Source organism: Mobilicoccus pelagius NBRC 104925, from assembly GCF_000247995.1.
Lineage (GTDB): Bacteria > Actinomycetota > Actinomycetes > Actinomycetales > Dermatophilaceae > Mobilicoccus > Mobilicoccus pelagius.
This window is the reverse complement of the sequence record NZ_BAFE01000003.1, coordinates 121,877-139,354: the sequence shown is the minus strand read 5'-3', so window position 1 is coordinate 139,354 and position 17,478 is coordinate 121,877. Positions and strand designations below refer to the sequence as shown.

Annotated in this window: 11 protein-coding genes; 10 read left to right on the top strand and 1 reads right to left on the bottom strand. The window is 73.4% G+C overall.

The window, feature by feature from the left end:
* Nucleotides 1–116 precede the first annotated feature (116 nt).
* The 8 genes from MOPEL_RS01030 to MOPEL_RS15545 all read left to right on the top strand — a co-directional run bounded on the left by MOPEL_RS01030 (nt 117) and on the right by MOPEL_RS15545 (nt 10,679).
* The gene (locus tag MOPEL_RS01030) at nt 117–1,160 is read left to right on the top strand and encodes a glycosyltransferase family 2 protein (RefSeq protein WP_009480985.1); all 1,044 of its coding nucleotides are present in this window, start codon (nt 117–119) and stop codon (nt 1,158–1,160) included.
* The gene (locus tag MOPEL_RS01025; RefSeq protein ID WP_009480984.1) at nt 1,157–2,341 is read left to right on the top strand and encodes a glycosyltransferase; all 1,185 of its coding nucleotides are present in this window, start codon (nt 1,157–1,159) and stop codon (nt 2,339–2,341) included. Before MOPEL_RS01030 ends, MOPEL_RS01025 begins: the two co-directional genes overlap by 4 nt.
* 66 nt (nt 2,342–2,407) lie before the next feature.
* Entirely contained in the window at nt 2,408–3,280 is an 873-nt protein-coding gene (locus tag MOPEL_RS01020; RefSeq protein WP_009480983.1) for an ABC transporter permease, read from the top strand.
* Nucleotides 3,258–4,211, top strand: a complete 954-nt coding sequence (locus tag MOPEL_RS01015) for an ABC transporter ATP-binding protein (RefSeq protein WP_009480982.1) — start codon at nt 3,258–3,260, stop codon at nt 4,209–4,211. Before MOPEL_RS01020 ends, MOPEL_RS01015 begins: the two co-directional genes overlap by 23 nt.
* Nucleotides 4,208–5,569 carry a glycosyltransferase gene (locus MOPEL_RS01010; RefSeq protein WP_009480981.1) on the top strand — a complete coding sequence of 454 codons (1,362 nt, stop codon included), beginning with the start codon at nt 4,208–4,210 and terminating at the stop codon, nt 5,567–5,569. Before MOPEL_RS01015 ends, MOPEL_RS01010 begins: the two co-directional genes overlap by 4 nt.
* Nucleotides 5,570–5,571: 2 nt before the next feature.
* The gene (locus tag MOPEL_RS15555; RefSeq protein WP_009480980.1) at nt 5,572–7,071 is read left to right on the top strand and encodes a hypothetical protein; all 1,500 of its coding nucleotides are present in this window, start codon (nt 5,572–5,574) and stop codon (nt 7,069–7,071) included.
* A gap of 63 nt (nt 7,072–7,134) precedes the next feature.
* The gene (locus MOPEL_RS15550) at nt 7,135–9,222 is read left to right on the top strand and encodes a glycosyltransferase (RefSeq protein WP_009480979.1); all 2,088 of its coding nucleotides are present in this window, start codon (nt 7,135–7,137) and stop codon (nt 9,220–9,222) included.
* Complete coding sequence (locus MOPEL_RS15545; RefSeq protein WP_009480978.1) at nt 9,219–10,679, top strand: glycosyltransferase; 1,461 nt, start codon at nt 9,219–9,221, stop codon at nt 10,677–10,679. Before MOPEL_RS15550 ends, MOPEL_RS15545 begins: the two co-directional genes overlap by 4 nt.
* Here MOPEL_RS15545 and MOPEL_RS00990 read toward each other — a convergent pair.
* On the bottom strand, nt 10,645–11,988 hold the full coding sequence (locus tag MOPEL_RS00990; RefSeq protein WP_169316258.1) for an O-antigen ligase family protein: 1,344 nt from the start codon (nt 11,986–11,988) through the stop codon (nt 10,645–10,647). The two genes, MOPEL_RS15545 and MOPEL_RS00990, sit on opposite strands and share 35 nt — an antisense overlap.
* A gap of 209 nt (nt 11,989–12,197) precedes the next feature.
* Here MOPEL_RS00990 and MOPEL_RS00985 point away from each other — a divergent pair, with 209 nt between their 5' ends.
* Together MOPEL_RS00985 and MOPEL_RS00980 are read left to right on the top strand one after the other, a co-directional pair.
* Nucleotides 12,198–14,783, top strand: a complete 2,586-nt coding sequence (locus MOPEL_RS00985) for a glycosyltransferase family 4 protein (protein ID WP_040632215.1) — start codon at nt 12,198–12,200, stop codon at nt 14,781–14,783.
* Nucleotides 14,784–14,855: 72 nt separating this feature from the next.
* Nucleotides 14,856–17,435 (top strand): glycosyltransferase family 4 protein, encoded by a 2,580-nt coding sequence (locus MOPEL_RS00980; RefSeq protein ID WP_009480975.1) that lies wholly within the window; start codon nt 14,856–14,858, stop codon nt 17,433–17,435.
* Nucleotides 17,436–17,478: the final 43 nt, after the last annotated feature.

Below are 17,478 nucleotides of genomic sequence, written 5' to 3'. Positions count from 1 at the left end.
GTCCACCCCTTCGGGCGCGCCGACGACCGGGCCATCCCGGGCCGCGGCGACCCCATGCGACACGGGTCGACGTGCACGATCGACCACGTGAAGCCGAGACGGAACAGGGAGACGACGTGAGCGGAGCAGCGCCGGAGCGGCTACCGGCCGTGAGTGTCGTCATGCCGGTCCTCGAGGAGGAGCGGCATCTGCGCGCGGCGGTCGGCCGCGTCCTCGCCCAGGAGTACCCGGGCGACATGGAGGTCGTCCTCGCCGTCGGGCCGAGCAAGGACCGCACGCAGGAGGTCGCCGAATCCCTCGCCGAGGAGGACCCACGGGTCCGCCTCGTGCGCAACCCCTCCGGCCGCACCCCCGACGCCCTCAACGCGGGCATCGGCGCGGCCCGCTACGACGTCATCGCGCGGGTCGACGGCCACGCCGAACTCTGCGACGGGTACCTGCGCACCGCCGTCACCGAACTCCTCACCGTCGGTGCCGCGAACGTCGGCGGCATCATGGACGCCCAGGGCAGCACCCCCTTCGAACGCGCCGTCGCCGCCGCGATGAAGAGCCGCATCGGCGTCGGCAACGCCCGGTTCCACGTCGGCGGCGAGGCCGGAGAGGCCGAGACCGTCTACCTCGGCGTCTTCCGCCGCGAGGCCCTCGAGGCCGCCGGCGGCTACGACTCCCACTTCGCCCGCGCGCAGGACTGGGAGCTCAACCACCGCATCCGCCGGATGGGCGGACTCGTGTGGTTCGTGCCCGACCTCACCGTCACCTACCGGCCGCGCGGCACGCTGGAGAAGCTCGCCCGCCAGTACTTCAACTACGGCCGCTGGCGCCGCGTCGTCGCCGCCCGCCACGAGGGCACGATCAACCTCCGCTACCTCGCGCCGCCCGCGATGGTCGTCGGCACGACTGCCGCGACGATCCTCGGCCTCGCCTCGCGCCGCACCCGCCTCGCGCTCGCCCTGCCCGCCGCCTACGCCGCGGCCGTCACCGTCGGCGGCGCCCTCATCAGTCGGGGCGAGGCGCCCGAGACGCGCCTGCGCACCCCGCTCGTCCTCGCGACGATGCACTGGTGCTGGGGGCTCGGATTCCTCACGAGCCCCAAGAAACTCCGCGACAAGGCCCTCGCCCGCAGCGTCGAGACGCCGCGCACGGGGGAGGAGGCCCGATGAGGATCCTCATGCTCGTCGCGACGACCGTCGCCACCGACACCCGCGTGCTCCGCGAGGCGACGACCCTCGTCGGAGCCGGCCACGCCGTCCACGTCATCGGCCGCTCCGTCCCCGAGGACTGGGAACCGCCGCACGGCATCACCGCCTCGAGCGTCGGCACCTCCTCGGTGTTCCGCGCCGAGGGCACGCCCTCCCTCACCGGTCTCGAACTGCCCCCGCACATGCGGTTCGCCCGCTGGATGCTCCTGCCGCAGCACCGCAACTCCGCGTTCGGGCGCTGGGCCGACGGGGCGATCGCCGACGGGCGCGCCCGTGAGTTCGACGTCGTCCACGCCCACGACTTCACCGCCCTGCGTGCCGGCGCCACCCTCGCCGAGGAGCGCGGCGTCCCCCTCGTCTACGACACCCACGAACTGTGGAGCGGACGCCCGCGCGAGTACCGACCCACGCCGCTCCTCGACCGCCACGAACGCACGGTCGAGGGCGAGCTCGGCTCCCGCGCCGCCGCCGTCATCACCGTCGGCGACGGCGTCGCGCGCGCCCTGCGCAACCGCTACGGCTGGAACCATGTCACCGTCGTCCGCAACACGTTCCCCCACGCCACCCCCGGCGAGCCCCTTCACGGCCCCCGCGGGCTCGTCTACGCCGGCCGCCTCGCCGCCTACCGCGAACTCGAGACCGTCGCCGACGCGAGTGCCCGCCTCGCCGGCCTCGGCCTGCCCGTCGCGCTCCGCGGCCCCGCCGACCCCACGTGGCTCGCCTCCTTCGACAAGAAGGCCACCCGCATCGAGCCGCCCTGCCCGCCCGAGGAGGTCACCGCCCACCTCGCCGCCGCCGGGCTCGTCCTCGTCACCCACTCCGACACGTGGGAGAACCACCGGCTCGCCCTCCCCAACAAGCTCTTCCACGCCGTCCAGGCCGGTGTGCCCGTCGTCGCCACCGACGTCGGCGAACTCGCCGCCACCGTGCGGCAGTACGGCCTCGGCACCCTCTACACCCCCGGCGACCCCGACGCGCTCGTCGAGGCCGCCCGGGAGGCCGTGGCAGACTATGCCGCGCTCACCCAGGCCGTCCGCGACGCCGAGGGCGAACTCAATTGGGACACCGACAGCGCGCGACTCCTCGCCCTGTACCACCGGCTCGCCACCGACGGAACGGCGACGAGCGGGGCGGTTGGGTAGCGTGAGAGCACCACGAAACACGAGGAGCACGATGACCGCGCGACCGCAGACAAGGAGCGAGACGCGATGACCGTCGTCCCTCCGCCCACGGACGCCGACGCGCCGGTCTACCACCGGTACGAACCGCACAAGGCGGGCATGCCGCCGCTGCGCACCTACTTCGCGGAGCTCTGGCGGCGCAAGGAGTTCGCCATCGAGACGTCCAAGGCGAACATGCGGGCCGCGAACACGCGGACGTTCTTCGGCACGGCATGGCTCATCATCAACCCGCTGCTGCTCGCGTTCGTCTACTACCTCCTCATCGACGTCCTCCAGAACCGGCTCGGCAAGCCGTTCGACCCCAAGGCGTTCGCCCACCTCACCGGCGGGCTGTTCGTCTTCTACTACTTCCAGGGCGCCGTCAACACCGGTGCGAACTCCGTCACCGGCGCGGGCAAGGTCATCCTCAACACGGCGATGCCCCGGCTCCTCCTGCCGATCGCCGCGGTGCGCACCGGGTTCTTCCGATTCCTGCCCACCCTGCCGGTCTACTTCGTCTTCCACATCCTCGCCGGCAACCCGTGGAACCTCGCGACGTTCGTCGCAGCCCCGATCTTCCTCGTGCTCCTCACGGTGTTCACCACCGGGCTCGCCTCGTTCTTCGCCGCCGCCCAGGTCTACTTCCGCGACACCGCGAGCTTCCTGCCCTACGTCATGCGCATCTGGCTGTACTCCTCGCCGGTGCTGTGGACGATCGACCGCATCCCCGAGCGGTTCCGCCCCCTCGCGTGGGCCAACCCGCTCTACGCCCTCATCGGCGGGTACAACGAATCGCTCCAGGAGGGGATCTTCCCCTCGCCGACCATCTGGCTGCTCGCCGTCGCGTGGGCGCTGCTCGCCGTCGTCGTCGGCTGCTCCTACTTCCTCATGAGGGAGCGTGATTTCGCTGTCCGCCTCTGAGACCACCCCCAGCGGCCCCACCGGATCGACCGCCACGGGCGGCCACGGCTTCTCCGTCGGCGGCGCCTTCTCACTCGGCGACCGCAAGACCGACAAGGCCCGCCGCGCCGCGGAGGCCACCGACGCCGGGCCCGAGAAGGTCTACGTCGACAACTCCGCCCGCACCGACCTCGCCGTCAGCGTCCAACACCTCTCGATCACGTACCGCACGACCTTCGAGCGGGTGCCGACGTTCAAGAACGCCATCGTCCGCTTCGGCCGCGGCGAGCGGGCCCTCGTCGAGGTCCAGGCGCTCAAGGACGTGAGCTTCGACGTCCCCAACGGCACCCAGCTCGGCATCATCGGCGCCAACGGCGCGGGCAAGTCGACGATCATGCGCACGATCGCCGGGATCCTCCCACCCACCGAGGGCCGCGTCGAGGTGTGGGGGCGTGCGAGCACCCTCCTCGCCCTCGGCGTCGGGTTCAACGCCCAGCTCTCCGGCCGCGAGAACGTCATCCTCGGCGGCCTCGCCTCCGGCCTCTCCCGCGCCGAGGTCGAGGAACGCGCCCACGAGGTCGCCGAATGGGCCGAACTCGGCGACTACATCGACGCCCCCATGCGCACGTACTCCTCGGGCATGTTCAGTCGCCTCGCGTTCAGCGTCGCCGTACACATGAAGCCCGACATCCTCATGATCGACGAGGCCCTCTCCGCAGGTGACGCGAAGTTCCGCGAGAAGGCCAACGCCAAGATGGACGAGCTGCGCAAGAGCGCCCGCGCGATGTTCCTCGTGAGCCACGGCCTCTCGAGCATCCGGGACATGTGCACCGACTGCATCTGGCTCCACAAGGGTCAGGTGATGATGCGCGGCAAGCCCGACGAGTGCATCGACGCCTACACCCAGTTCGTCAAGGTCGGCAAGACGCCGCAGACGATGGACGAGATGTGACCTCCTACGACGTCAGCATCCTCACTTCCGGGCACGACGTCGCCGACGCGCGGCTCCACCGGGAGGCCGCTGCGCTCGTCGCCGAGGGGCTGAGCGTCGAGGTCCTCGGCCTCGGGGACGCCGCGGACGGCCCGCCCGACACGACCGTCCGCACCTGGCCCCGCGCCGGCGGGGTGCGCCGCGCCGGATTGGCCGCCCGCATGGCCGCACAGGCCGGGGGACGGGTGCTCGTGTCGCTCGACCCCGACTCCGCGCTCGCGGCCCACACCGCGGTGCTCGCGAGCGGTCGGGAACTCGTCGTCGACGTCCACGAGGACTACGCCGCGCTCCTCGCCGACCGGGCCTGGGCCTCCTCCTTCGGAGGCCTCGCCGGACGCGCCGGGCACGAGGTCGTCCGCGCGTTCCAGCGCATCGCCGGCCGGGCGGCGCTCACCGTCGTCGCCGACGAGCACGTGCCCCCGCTGCGGGCCCGTCGCCGCCTCGTCCTCCCCAACGACCCCGACGTCTCGATGCTCCCCGAACCGGCCGAGCCCGAGGCGACCCCGCGCGCCCTCTACATCGGCGACGTCCGCACCTCCCGCGGCCTCCTCGTGATGCTCGCCGCGCTCCGCGCCGCGCCGACGTGGCGCCTCGACGTCGTCGGCCCCGTCGCCCCGGCCGACCAGGATGCGCTCGACGCGCTCCTCGCCGCCGACACCGACCTCGCCGCGCGCGTGACCTTCCACGGCCGCAGGCCCCCGCGCGAGGCGTGGTGCCTCGCCCGCGGCGCCTGGGCCGGGCTCCTCCTCCTCCACGACACCCCCGCGTTCCGCGAGGCGCTGCCGAGCAAGGTGGGGGAGTACCTCGCCTGCGGCCTGCCCGTCGTCACGACCGACCTACCCCGCCAGGCCGCGGTCGTCCGCGGCAGCGCGGGCCACGGTGCGGTCGGCGTCGTCGTCCCCGTCGGCGAGGACGAAGCCGTCGGCGCCGCCGTCGCCGAACACCTCCGCGCCTGGGCCGCCGACCCCGCCTCACTCCACGCGATGCGCGCCCCCGCCGTCGCCGCCTCCGTCCGCGGCGGCGACCACGACGACCCTTACGCCCGCTTCGCCCGCACCGTCGTCGACCTCCTCACCGGCCCCACCGACGAGGACATCGACGCGGACGCCGAGATCGCGGTGACCGACCACGACGTGCGCATCGCAGGGGACGCCGCCGAGGAGACCGACGCCGGTGCGACGCCTGCGCACGACGCGGATCACGGCACGCTCCACGACGTCCACACCGACGTGACAGATGCCGCCGACGGCACACCAGGCATCGCCGCTCGGATCTCCGGGGTGTTCGATCGGTTCCGTCGCCCCGGGGGTGGGCGGTGATCATGGCCGAGCGGTCGACGCCCTCCCTCGCGCGCAGCGGCCGTGCAGTCGTGTCGACGCTCCGCAGCGGTGTGCTGCAGGCGCTCCCGCGCGGGGCGAAGGACGGGGTCAAGGAGGGGCTCGCCGGAGCGCGACGCCTCACGCCCGCCCCCGCGGCCCGACTGGCCGAGCGCGCTGCCCGCCGCCCCGTCGCGGCCCCCGACGAGCTCGCCCAGGCCCGCCGCGACCGGCCCGGTGCGCCGCAGACCGACGTGCGCCTGTGGGTCGCGCCCGCGAACTTCGCCGGTCAGGGCCACGAGTGGGCCCGCGCCGCGCAGCGCCTCCCGGGCGTGGGCGCCCGGTCGATGAACATCGCCGGGCCGATCCGGTTCCCCACCGACTACGAGGTCTCCGCCGCCGTCTACCGCGACCTCGGCTGGCAGCGCGAGCAGCGTCGCGCGCTGCTCGACTACACGCACGTCCTCGTCGAGGCCGAGCGGCCCGTCCTCGGCAGCCTCTACGGTTCATGCGCCGCGGAGACGCCCGCGCTCCGTCGCGCAGGCCTCACCGTCGCGCACGTCGTCCACGGCTCCGACGCCCGCCGCCCCGACCTCCACGCCGCGACCCACCCGCACTCGCCGTTCCGCGACCCCCGCGACCCGCGCACGGCGCGCCTCCAGCGCCTCACCCGGCGCAACGTCGCGTGGCTCGACCGCTGCGAGACGCCCGTGTTCGTCTCGACGCCCGACATGATCGACGTCGTCCCCGGCGCCCGCTGGTGCCCCGTCGTCGTCGACGCCGACGCGTGGGCGAGCGACACCCCCGTCCTCGAACGGGAGCGGCCCGTCGTCGTCCACGCCCCGAGCAACGGATGGCTCAAGGGGAGCGACCTCGTCGACCCGCAGATGCAGGCGCTCCACGACGCCGGCCTCATCGAGTACCGCACCCTCCGTGGGCTCGACCGTGCCGCGATGCGGCGGGTGTACCGCGAGGCCGACATCGTCCTCGACCAGTTCGTCCTCGGGCTCTACGGCGTGGCCGCCGCCGAGGCGATGGCCGCCGGCCGCGTCGTCGTCGCCTACGTCGGCGACACCGCCCGCGCCCGCGTCTGGGAGGCGACCGGGCAGGACGTCCCCATCGTCGAGGCCACGCCCGTCGACGTCGTCGACGTGATCCGCGGCATCCTCGCCGACCGCGACGCCGCCCGCGCGATCGCCGCCGAAGGACCGAGCTTCGTCCGCCGCATCCACTCCGGCGAACGCTCCGCCGCCGTCCTCGCCGAATTCCTCGGCGTCGGGACACGGAGCTTCGCCCCGGGGCTCGACCCGGAGCTCGATCTCGACCCGGACCTCGTGGCGGGTCTCGACGCCGATCTCGTGCCCGACCTCGTCCCCGACGGACTTCTCGACGGGGTGGACGAAGACCCCCCGGGCGGTCCCACGACGACGGCGGGCAGCGACGGCGACGGCGGACCGGGGGGCGACCCCGACGACGGGACGTCGTTCCCCCCTGCGCGAGGCTGACCGGCGCGGACGCCTCGCGACGATAGGCTGACGGTCGATCCCGAACCCTTTGAGGAGGCCGCGGTGAGCGACGTCAATCCCCTCACGGCTGCAGCGCAACCCGTGCACGGCGAACGGTACGACGACCTCGTGTTCGTCACCCCGTGGTACCCCACGGAGACGAATCCGATGTGGGGCACCTTCGTGCGTGACGCGGTGACGACCCTGCGTCGCCACCACACCGGCCCGGTGACCGTCGTCCACGTCGACTCGACCCCCGTCGACGACGACGCGCCGGAGGCCGACCGCCCGCTCGACGAGGACGGTCGCCCCGCGTCGAGCTGGGTGACGGTGAGCGAGCGTCCCGAGGCGCGCATCGTCCACGTGCGGGCCCCGATGGACCCGATGACCTCACGCCACGAGGCGATCGACGTCCAGCGCGCGGCGATCGTGCGCCACGCGCTGCCGCACATCACGCAGGCGACGTACGTCAACGCCCACGTCGGCGCCCCCACCGGGGCCGCCGTCGCGCCGCTCCTCTCCCGACCCGCCCGGTTCGTCATCACCGAGCACGCGACGTACGTCCGCGCCGTGTTCGCCGACCTCGAGGCCGCCTCCGCCTACCGCGCCGCCGTCGCCCGCGCCCAGGCCGTCATCGCCGTCGGCGACGAGTCCGCCGGCGTCCTGCGCCGCTACTGCGGGCAGCAGGCCGACATCATCCGCGCCGTGCCCAACCCGGTGCGCTTCGACGACGTGCCGCTGCGCACCGAACCCATGCGCCACCCCGACCGGTGGCTCTACGTCGGCAGCCTCATCGAGCGCAAGGGCGTCGACAAGCTCGTCGAGAGCTTCGCCGTCGCCGTCTCCCGCGACCCGCAGCGGCCGTGGCACCTCACGCTCGTCGGTGACGGCCCCCTCCACGAGCAGCTCGTCGAACGCATCGCGGAGCTCGGCCTCACCGACCGGGTGACATTCGCCGGCATCGTCGCCCCCACGGAGGTCGGCTCCTACCTGCGCGACGCCGACGTCCTCGTCCACCTCTCCGCCTACGAGACGTTCGGCATCACCCTCATCGAGGCGGTCGCGAGCGGCCTGCCCGTCGTCGTCACGAAGTGCGGCGGGCCCGAGGAGACGATGGCGCTGCCCGAGGACGTCGGCATGGCCGTCTTCGTGCCCCGCGACCCCGAGCCCGAGGCCGTCGCCGACGCCGTCGCCGCCCTGCGCACCGACGTCGGCCGCGCCGAGCTCACCCACGTCCGCGGCGTCCTCCGCGGGTTCTACGGTGAGGAGCGCGTCGCGGACCTGCTCCACACCCACGTCCTCGGCGACCCGCCGCCGGAGCCGTTCACCCGACCCGGCGACCTCCGCGTCGTCGTCGTCTACCAGGGCATGCTCCAGTGGCGTCGCCTCATGCACGGCGTGCAGCGGGCCATCGACATGGGTGCCCAGGTCGTCGCCGTCGACCTCGAGTCGATGACGGCCGGGGTCGTGCCCAAGGGGATGGCGCTCGTCACCGTCGGCGACCCCGACCGGTACAACACCCTCCAGCGCGTCGAGCGCGCCGTCGTCGACCGCGCGCCGCGCACCGTGCTCCGCGGGGCCGAGAAGGTCGCCGGGACTCTGCCCTCCGAGCGGCAGCCGCAGGCCCGCAAGGTCCTCGCCCGCGCCGAGACCTTCCACGGTCGCGTCTCCCGCTTCTCCCAGCGGCAGCTCTACCGCCGCCCGTGGCTCCTCGTCCGCGGACTCGTCATGGCCCGCCGCGCCGAGAGCCAGCCCGAGCTCTACACCGCCGACCAGATCGACGTCATCGTCCACGGCGGCACCCGATTCACCCAGCTCACGTACCGCCTCCTCAAGAAGCACCCCGAGGCCGAGTACCACTCGGGCGTGTTCACCGCCAAGCACGTCGCCCGGTGGTGGGCCGAGGCCCTCAAGAAGGCGGACAAGGTCGAACCGGACCCCACGCCCGAGGCCGAGGAGGCCGCCCCTGCCGCGGAGCCGACGACCGCCTCGCCGATCGACCCGGCGAGTGGGCAGGCCACCGGGATGAACGCACCGGCCGAGGGAGCCACGCAGACGCCCACGAGCGACGGCCCCGACGGCAGACCGAGTGGCCCGGCAGCAGGCACCCCCGGCGGGACCACCGGCACGACGGACGGGGGAGTGGCATGAGTCGCGGACACGTCGGCCTCGTCGCCTTCTACTTCCCGCCGTCGCGCGCGAGTGGCGTCTACCGGATGCTCGCGCTCGCCAACCACCTCGTCGAGAGCGACTTCGAGGTCACCGTCTTCACCGTGACCCCCGACTTCTTCGAGCACATCACGCGCTCCTCCGACGAGAGCCTCCTCGACGCGATCGACCCGCGAGTCCACGTCGAGCGCATCCCACTGCCCATGCAGCACCTCGAGACGCACCCGCGGCGGTTCTCCTGGCTGCGGGGCAACTTCCCCGAGCTCCACCGCCGCCTCACGCAGCGCGCGACGAAGACGGTGTGGCTCGACCAGTACGGCTCGTGGGTGCCGGGACTCCTCACCCGCATGATCGGCGTGCACCGCCGACACCGCCTCGACGTCGTCCTCGCCACCGGCAACCCGTACTCCTGCTACGAGGCGCCGTGGCTGTTCAAGCGCGCGACGGGCGTGCCCTACGTCCTCGACAGCCGCGACAGCTGGACCCTCGACCTCTTCACCGACGAGCTCGCGTTCCCGCCCGGGCACCCGGCCTACACGTGGGAGAAGCGCACGTTCGACGACGCCGAACTCATCTGCTTCGTCAACCAGCCGCTCCTCGCCTGGCACCAGCGGGCCTATCCCGAGGACGCGGACAAGATGATCGTCGTCGCCAACGGGTACGACACCTCCGTCGTCCGCACCCTCACCGACGCCGTCGACTCGGCGGCACGCGACCAGGCCGCCGCCCGCGAGGACGCGACGGCGGTCGAGGCGGCGGTCGAGGCGGCGGGCCCCGCGGAGGACTCGGACGTCGCGCCCGACCCCGAGAGCGGCGAGGACGCCCGGCCCGGAGTGCGGTTCGGATACGTCGGCACCCTCACGGGCAACCAGCCCCACGCCCAGGTGTGGGCGGGCTGGCGCGCGGCCAAGGAGGACCCGCAGATGGCCGAGGCGACGATGAATCTCTACGGCCACCTCGGGTTCTTCGGCGTGAGCCGGGCCGTCGCGAACGTCCTGCCCACGGGTGACCCGACGCAGGACTGCACGTGGCACGGCCCCGTCGCCAAGGCCGAGATCGCGGCGGCGTACGCGGCGATCGACGTGCTCGTCATGATCGTCGCGGACTCCCCGTACGTCACCTCCGGCAAGGTCTTCGAGTACATGGCCACCGGCAAGCCCGTCGTCGGCCTCTACGAGGACGACTGCGCGGTCGCCGACGTGCTCGGCGGCTACCCGCTGCTCGTCAAGGCGGCCTCGCTCGAGTCCGAGGACGTGGCACGGGCGTTCTGCGAGGCCGAGGTGCGGGCGCACACCGTCACCGACGAGGAGCGTGCCGCGGCCACGGCCTATGCGGAGCGGTTCGAGCGGGTGCGGCAGATGACGCCGCTCGTCGAGCGTCTCGGCGAGATCGCGGCCCGGCCGGTCACCCCGCCGACCCGCCGACGCCTGGGGCGCTGACCTCCTGCGGGCCCCGCCGATCGCGCGGGGCCCGCAGGTCGAGCAGGCGCGCCCCGCACGCGCAGGCGTTGGCGAGGACGAGCCACCACACGGTGAGCGTGAGCGCCGAGCTCGCCGTGAGGCCGAGCGCTGCGAAGACGAGCAGGTGCCCGGCGAGTTCCGTGCGGACGATCCCGACCCGCGGTCGGAGCCGGGCCGCGAGGCGCGTCGTCCACCACACCCGCACGAGGACGAGCAGCAGCAGGGCGAAGGCCGCGAACACGACGACGCCGTACTGCATGAGGAGCTCGACGAAGGCGTTGTGGAGGTTCGCCTCGATCTCGATGCCCGAGGCGGGGTCGTTCCACATGATCGGCTCGAAGGATCCGGCGCCCGTGCCGAGGAACCCCGACTCCCGCCAGTACCGCAGCCCGAGGAGTGACACCCGTACCCGGAACAGGTCGGAGGCCGCCGTCTCGGGCTGGAGGGCCGCGTGAATCATCCGCACGAGGGGATTGCGGGCGGCGAGGGCGGGCACGACGAACGACGCGACCGCCAGCATCCCGACGAGCACGGCGAGGGTCGCGGCGACCCGTCGGTGGGCGGCGACGGTCGCGCGGACGAGCCCGGGGTGCGCGGCGAGCCGACGGGAGACGTCGAGCAGCGCGACGAGCACGAGGCCGAGGACCGCCGAGCGGCTCTCCGAGAGGATCGCGAACGCGGCGCAGGCGACGGCGGCGACACCGAGCCCGGCACGCACGGCGCGGGAGCGTGACTCGGCCCGCCAGGCGAGCACCGCGACGAGCATCGCGAGGGTGACGATGCCGAAGTTGTTCGGGTTGCCGTAGGTCGCGACGGCGATGCGCGGCTGGAACGGCCACGGGTGCACCCACAGGTGCTGCGCCGTGGTCATCTCCCACACGGCGACGGCCCCGGCGAGGACGAGCGAGAGCACCCACCCGCGCCGCCACCAGGCGAGGGAGGCCCGGCGCCCGAGGAGGAGCGCCGCGGTCGAGAGCACGGCGCAGTAGGAGAGGAGGAGCACCTCACGGGAGGCCCACTCCGGATCGGGGGCGACCCGCCACGCGTACGGCATCCACCCGAGGCCGACGAACCAGAACGCAGGGAGTCCCCACACGGGGGTGCGCCGCCAGCGGCCCGTCCCGGCGAGGGCGGCGACGCCGAGGACGAGGAGCCCGAGGTAGACGGGCCACAGGAGACCCGCGGTCCTGAGCGGGGCGGTGACGAACCGGCCCGCGTTGATCGAGAGGACGAGGAGCGTCGTGAGCACTCCCGCCGCCGCGGTCACGGCGACGCCCCCGGGTGGCATCCTGTGGGGCGTCGAGGTGGTCGTCACAGCCGTCGTCGATCCCCGCACCCGGCCGAGTCTAATGGCGGGGCACGTGCCGCCCGGGGCGCCGCGCGGGGTGGGCGAGGCGTGTCGGGTGACCGCGTGCCCCCTCGCCGCACGGTCGTGAGATCCACCGGGCGGCCCCGCCTCCCGGCATCGCTCGCAGCGGTCGCCTAGCATCGTGTGACATGGAGAAGTTGCGTGTGCTCATGCTGGTGAACAACGACATCCGGCACGACACACGGGTGATGAAGAGTGCACTCGCCGTCGCCGACGGTGGCGCCCACGTCACCGTCATCGGCTACGGGTCGGAGGGGTACCCCGAGCACGTGCGACTCGGCGACGTCGAGATCTACCGCGTGCCGCTCGCGTGGCGCTACCACCACAAGGCGCAGGACCGCCGTCGCCGGTTCGAGAACCGCACGATCATCCCCGACATGACGCCGTCGGAGCGTCGTGCCGTCGTCCGCCGATCCCGCCTGCGCACCGCGGAGGCCGCCGAGCTCGGCGGGCGCGACCGCGAGGTGCGCGCCAAGGTCGCCGAGACGGGCGCGAAGGTCCGTACCCGCCTCGGGCGGCTGCAGCAGCGACTCCACGGCGCGGAGAAGGACCTCCGGGCGCGCGCGCTCGAATGGCACGACGACCGCACCGAGTTCGCCTCGTGGCGCCGCAGCCTGCCGGCCATCGACGACTACGAGGTCGCCTACTCCGCCCTCGTCAACTCCCTCGAATGGGACGTCATCCACGCCCACGACATGCACCACATGGGCACTGCGGCCCGCGCCGTCGCCCGCCGCCGCGCCGAGGGACGGCAGGCGTGGTGGATCTACGACGCCCACGAGTACGTCGCCGGGCTCTCGCTCTCCCCGCCGCGCACCCCCCGCATCCGCGCCGCCTACGTCGACCTCGAACGCGAGTACATCGGCATGGCCGGGGCCGTCATCACCGTCACCGGCGCCCTCGCCGAGGAGCTGCAGCGCGCGCACCACCTGCCCGAACGCCCCGCCGTCGTCTACAACTCGCCCGTCCTCGACGGCGATCCCGGCATCCGCGAGGGCCTCGACGTCCGCGCCGACTGCGGCGTCGCTCCCGACGTGCCGCTGCTCGTCTACTCCGGCGGCATCACCGTCGCCCGCGGTGTGCAGACCGCCATCGGCGCGCTGCCCCAACTGCCCGGGGTGCACCTCGCCGTCGTGTGCGTGCCGACGACGAAGACGACCCGCGTCGAGGCGCTCCGCGAGCTCACGACCGCCCTCGGCGTCACCGACCGCGTCCACTTCCTCGAGCCCGTCGCGCCCGACGACGTCTCCGCGTACCTGGCGAGCGCCGACGTCGGCACGATCCCGCTCGTCCACTACGGCAGCCACGAGTTCGCGCTCGCGAACAAGCTGTTCGAGTACCTCCACGCCGGCATCCCGCTCCTCGTGAGCGACTGCCGCGCGCAGGCCGAGTTCGTCACCTCCCACGACGTCGGCGAGGTCCACCGCGCCGAGGACGTCGACGACTTCGCCCGCGCCGCGCGCCGCGTCCTCGACCGCGTCCCGGAGCTGCGTCGACACATCGCCGACAACCCCCAGATGCTCGCCCCCTACGACTGGAACCGCCAGGCGCAGTCGCTGCGTGAGGTGTACCGCTCCCTCGTCGGAGCCGACCGCCTCGCCGAGCCCGCGCACTCCACGGACCTCTCCGAGGTCACCGAGGAGCCGTGGTGGCGCGACGACCGGCCCGCCGTCCTCGGCATCGGCGCCTCCAACCTCGCCGGTGAGGGCTGGGGCTGGGGCAAGGCCGTCGAACGGAACGTGCCCGGTGTCCGCGCCTCGGTGCTCGGTATCGACATGGGCGGACCGCTCACGTTCCCCGCCGACGAGGTCGTCCCGTTCAGCGTCTTCCGCGCCAACCCCCGCTGGGCTGCCGGCTTCGCCGAGCGCATCGAGGCCGAGTGGACGCACGCCCTCATCGAGGCGGGGCGTCCCCTCGTCGGACGTCGCTACGGGCGCACGTTCGTCAAGCACGCCGACGCCCTCCGCGCCCTCGGCATCCGCGTCGGTCTCCTCCTCCACGGCCACGACGTGCGCAGCCCCGAGGACACGACGCGACGCACCCGCTTCTCGCCGTTCACCGACCCGCTGGAGGAGAGCACCTACCAGCTGGGGTCGCGTCGCGCGTTCCTCCTCCAGAAGGCGGAGGGGTTCCTCGAGGCCGGGCACGGCCCGGTGTTCGTCTCCTCGCCCGACCTCGCTCTCGACGTGCCCGGCGCGATCTGGCTGCCGGTCGCCGTCGACACGAACATCTGGGAGGCCGAGCCGACGTCGTTCGACCGTGAGGTGCCCGTCGTCCTCCACGTCCCCACCGACACGCGCCTCGCGGGCAGCGAGGTCGCCGACGCCGTCGGACGTCGCCTGGAGGCCGAGGGGCTCATCGAGTACCGCCGCCTCGAGAACGTCCTCCCCACGGCGATGCCGGGGCTCGTCGCCGAGGCCGATGTCGTCCTCGATCAGTTCCGCATCGGCACCTACGGCCTGCGGGCCGTCGAGGCGATGGCCTCCGGTCGGATCGTCCTCGGTCACGTCGTCGACGAGGTCCGCGCCCAGGCGCCGGGCTGCGCCATCGTCGAGGCGGACCCCGAGACGCTCGAGGACGTCCTCCGCGGCCTGCTCACCGACCGGGAGGCCGGACGCCGCGCAGCCCGCGCCGGCGTCGAGTTCGTGCGGGAACATCACGACGGCCGACTCGCGGCGGAACTCCTCGACGAGCACCTGCACCTACGACGCTGACCACCGGCACCGACCGGCGGCGCGTCCACGCGGATCCCCTCGTGGGACAAAGGCATCGGTAGCATCGAGCACGTGACCCACGTGCTCATGATGGTCGGCAACACGATCGCCCACGACACCCGCGTCCTCAAGTCCGCCCTCGCGCTCGCCGACGGAGGCGTGCAGGTCACCCTGCTCGGGGCGTCACCGACGCCGTACCGGCAGGACACGTGGCTGCAGGACGTGCGGGTCCTCCGCGTGCCCGTCTCCTACCGGCTCCGCGACGAGCGCCTCCGGCGCGTCGCCCGCCGCACCCGGCGCCGTCTCGACTTCGGCCCGACACCGGAGCAGGTGCGCCTCACCGAGCTCGAGGCGCAGCAGCGCGTCCGCGAGCGCAACGACCTCGGTGGGCGGGACCGCGACCTGCGCGCACGGTGGTCGCTCCTGCGCCGTCGCGCCGTGCGCCTGCGCAGCGACCTCGACGAACGGGTCGGCGAGGTCGAGACCGACCTCGTCGAATCGGTCAACGACTGGTGGAACGCCCGGGACCTCGGCGTCGCGTGGCGCCGTGACCTCCCCGAGGTCGACGACCTCGACCTCGCGTTCACGCCCGTCGTCGACCGCGTCGACTGGGACGTCCTCCACGCCCACGACATCCACCACGTCGGTACCGCCGCCCGCGCCGTCGCCCGCCGCCGTGCCGCGGGCCGCCCCGCGATGTGGATCTACGACGCCCACGAGTACGTCGCCGGCCTGCCCGTCTACCCGCCCCGCACACCCCGCTCCAACGCGGCCTGGCTCGACCTCGAGAAGGAGTTCGTCCGCGACGCGGACGCCGTCATCACCGTCACCGCGCCGCTCGCCGAGGAGATCGGCCGTGCCTACGCCCTGTCGGTGACGCCGACCGTCGTCATGAACGCGCCCGTGTTCTCCGAGACGCTTCGTGACGACGAGCCCGGCATCCGGGAGGCGTGCGGACTCGCGCCGGAGACACCCCTCGTCGTCTACAGCGGCGGGGTGACCCACGCCCGCGGCGTCCACACCCTCGTCGAGGCGATGCCCGCGATGCCGGGGGTCCACCTCGCCGTCGTGTGCGTGCCGCACAACCGCACCCGGCCGGTGCAGGCCCTGCGCGATCTCGCCGAAGGTCTCGGCGTCGACGACCGCCTTCACCTGCTCGACCCCGTCGCCCCCGAGGCGGTCTCCTCGTTCCTCGCGAGCGCCGACCTCGGCGTCCACCCCATGCTCCACTTCGGCAGCCACGAGTTCGCGCTTCCCAACAAGCTGTTCGAGTACCTCCACGCCGGCCTTCCCCTCGCCGTGAGCGACTGCCGGGCCCTTTCCGAGTTCGTCACCCGCAACGAGGTGGGCGCGGTGTTCACCGCCGAGGATCCCGCCTCCTGCGCGTCGGCGATCCTCGACGTCCTCTCCCGCCGCGACGCCCTCCACGAGCGCATCGTCACCGACCCGGGCCTCCTCGAGCCGTACTCGTGGAATCACCAGGCCGCCTCGCTACGCGACCTCTACCGGCGGCTCCTCGGCGACGACGCCGTCCCCGTCGAGCCCACGGCCGAGACCTCCCTGCGCGACGTGTCCGAGCGGTTCGTCACCCGCGACGACCGCCCGAGCGTCCTCGCGGTCGGGGCCGTCAACGCCGCTGGGCAGGGCTGGGCCTGGGCCAAGGCGGTCGAGCGCGAGGTGCCCGGCACACGCACGTTCGTCCTCGCCGTCGATCGGGACCGCCCCTACGCGTTCCCCGCCGACGAGGTGATCCCCTTCAGCGTCTTCCGCGAGAACCAGCGGTGGTCGGCCGCCCTGCGCGACACGGCCTCCGCGACGTGGACCCACGCCCTCCTCGAGGGCGGCCGCTCGATCATCGGCCGCCGCTACGGCGCCGACTTCGTCACCGATGCGGCAGCGTTGCGCGCCCAGGGGATCCGCGTCGGCCTCGTCTTCCACGGCTCCGACATCCGCGACCCCGCGGCGAACGCCGCGCGCACGCCCTGGTCGCCGTTCTCCGACCCGCGTGACGAGCTCACCGAACGCCTCCAGCGCGAACACGACCTCCTCCTGCCCAAGGTCGAGGAGTTCCTCGAGGCCGGCGACGGACCCGTGTTCGTCTCCACACCTGACCTGCTCGCCGACGTGCCCGGCGCGATCTGGCTGCCCCTCACCGTCGACGTCGACGCCTGGGCCGCCGACCCGACGCCCTTCGATCGCGACGTGCCCGTCGTCCTCCACGTCCCTAGCCGGGCCCGCCTCAAGGGCAGCGACGCCGCCGACGCCGTCGGGCGCCGTCTCGCCGCGGAGGGGCTCGTCGAGTACCGCCGCCTCGAGGACGTCGACCCCGCCGACATGCCCGCGCACGTGCGGGAGGCCGACGTCGTCCTCGACCAGTTCGCCGTCGGCGTCCACGGCGTCGCCGCCGTCGAGGCCATGGCGGCCGGACGCATCTGTCTCGCACATGTCCGCGAGGACGTCCGTGAGCTGCTGCCCGGCTGCCCCGTCGTCGAGGCGAACCCCGAGACCCTCGAGGACGTGCTCCGGGGGCTCCTCGCCGACCGCGACCGCGGACGCGAGATCGCCCGCGCCGGTCGGGCCTACGTGCGTGAGGTCCACGACGGACGCCGTGCCGCCCGGGTCCTCGCCGAGCACCTCCACCTCCACGGCTGAGACCACCGGCGGGGCGCCGCGTCGCGGTGCACGACGCGGCGCC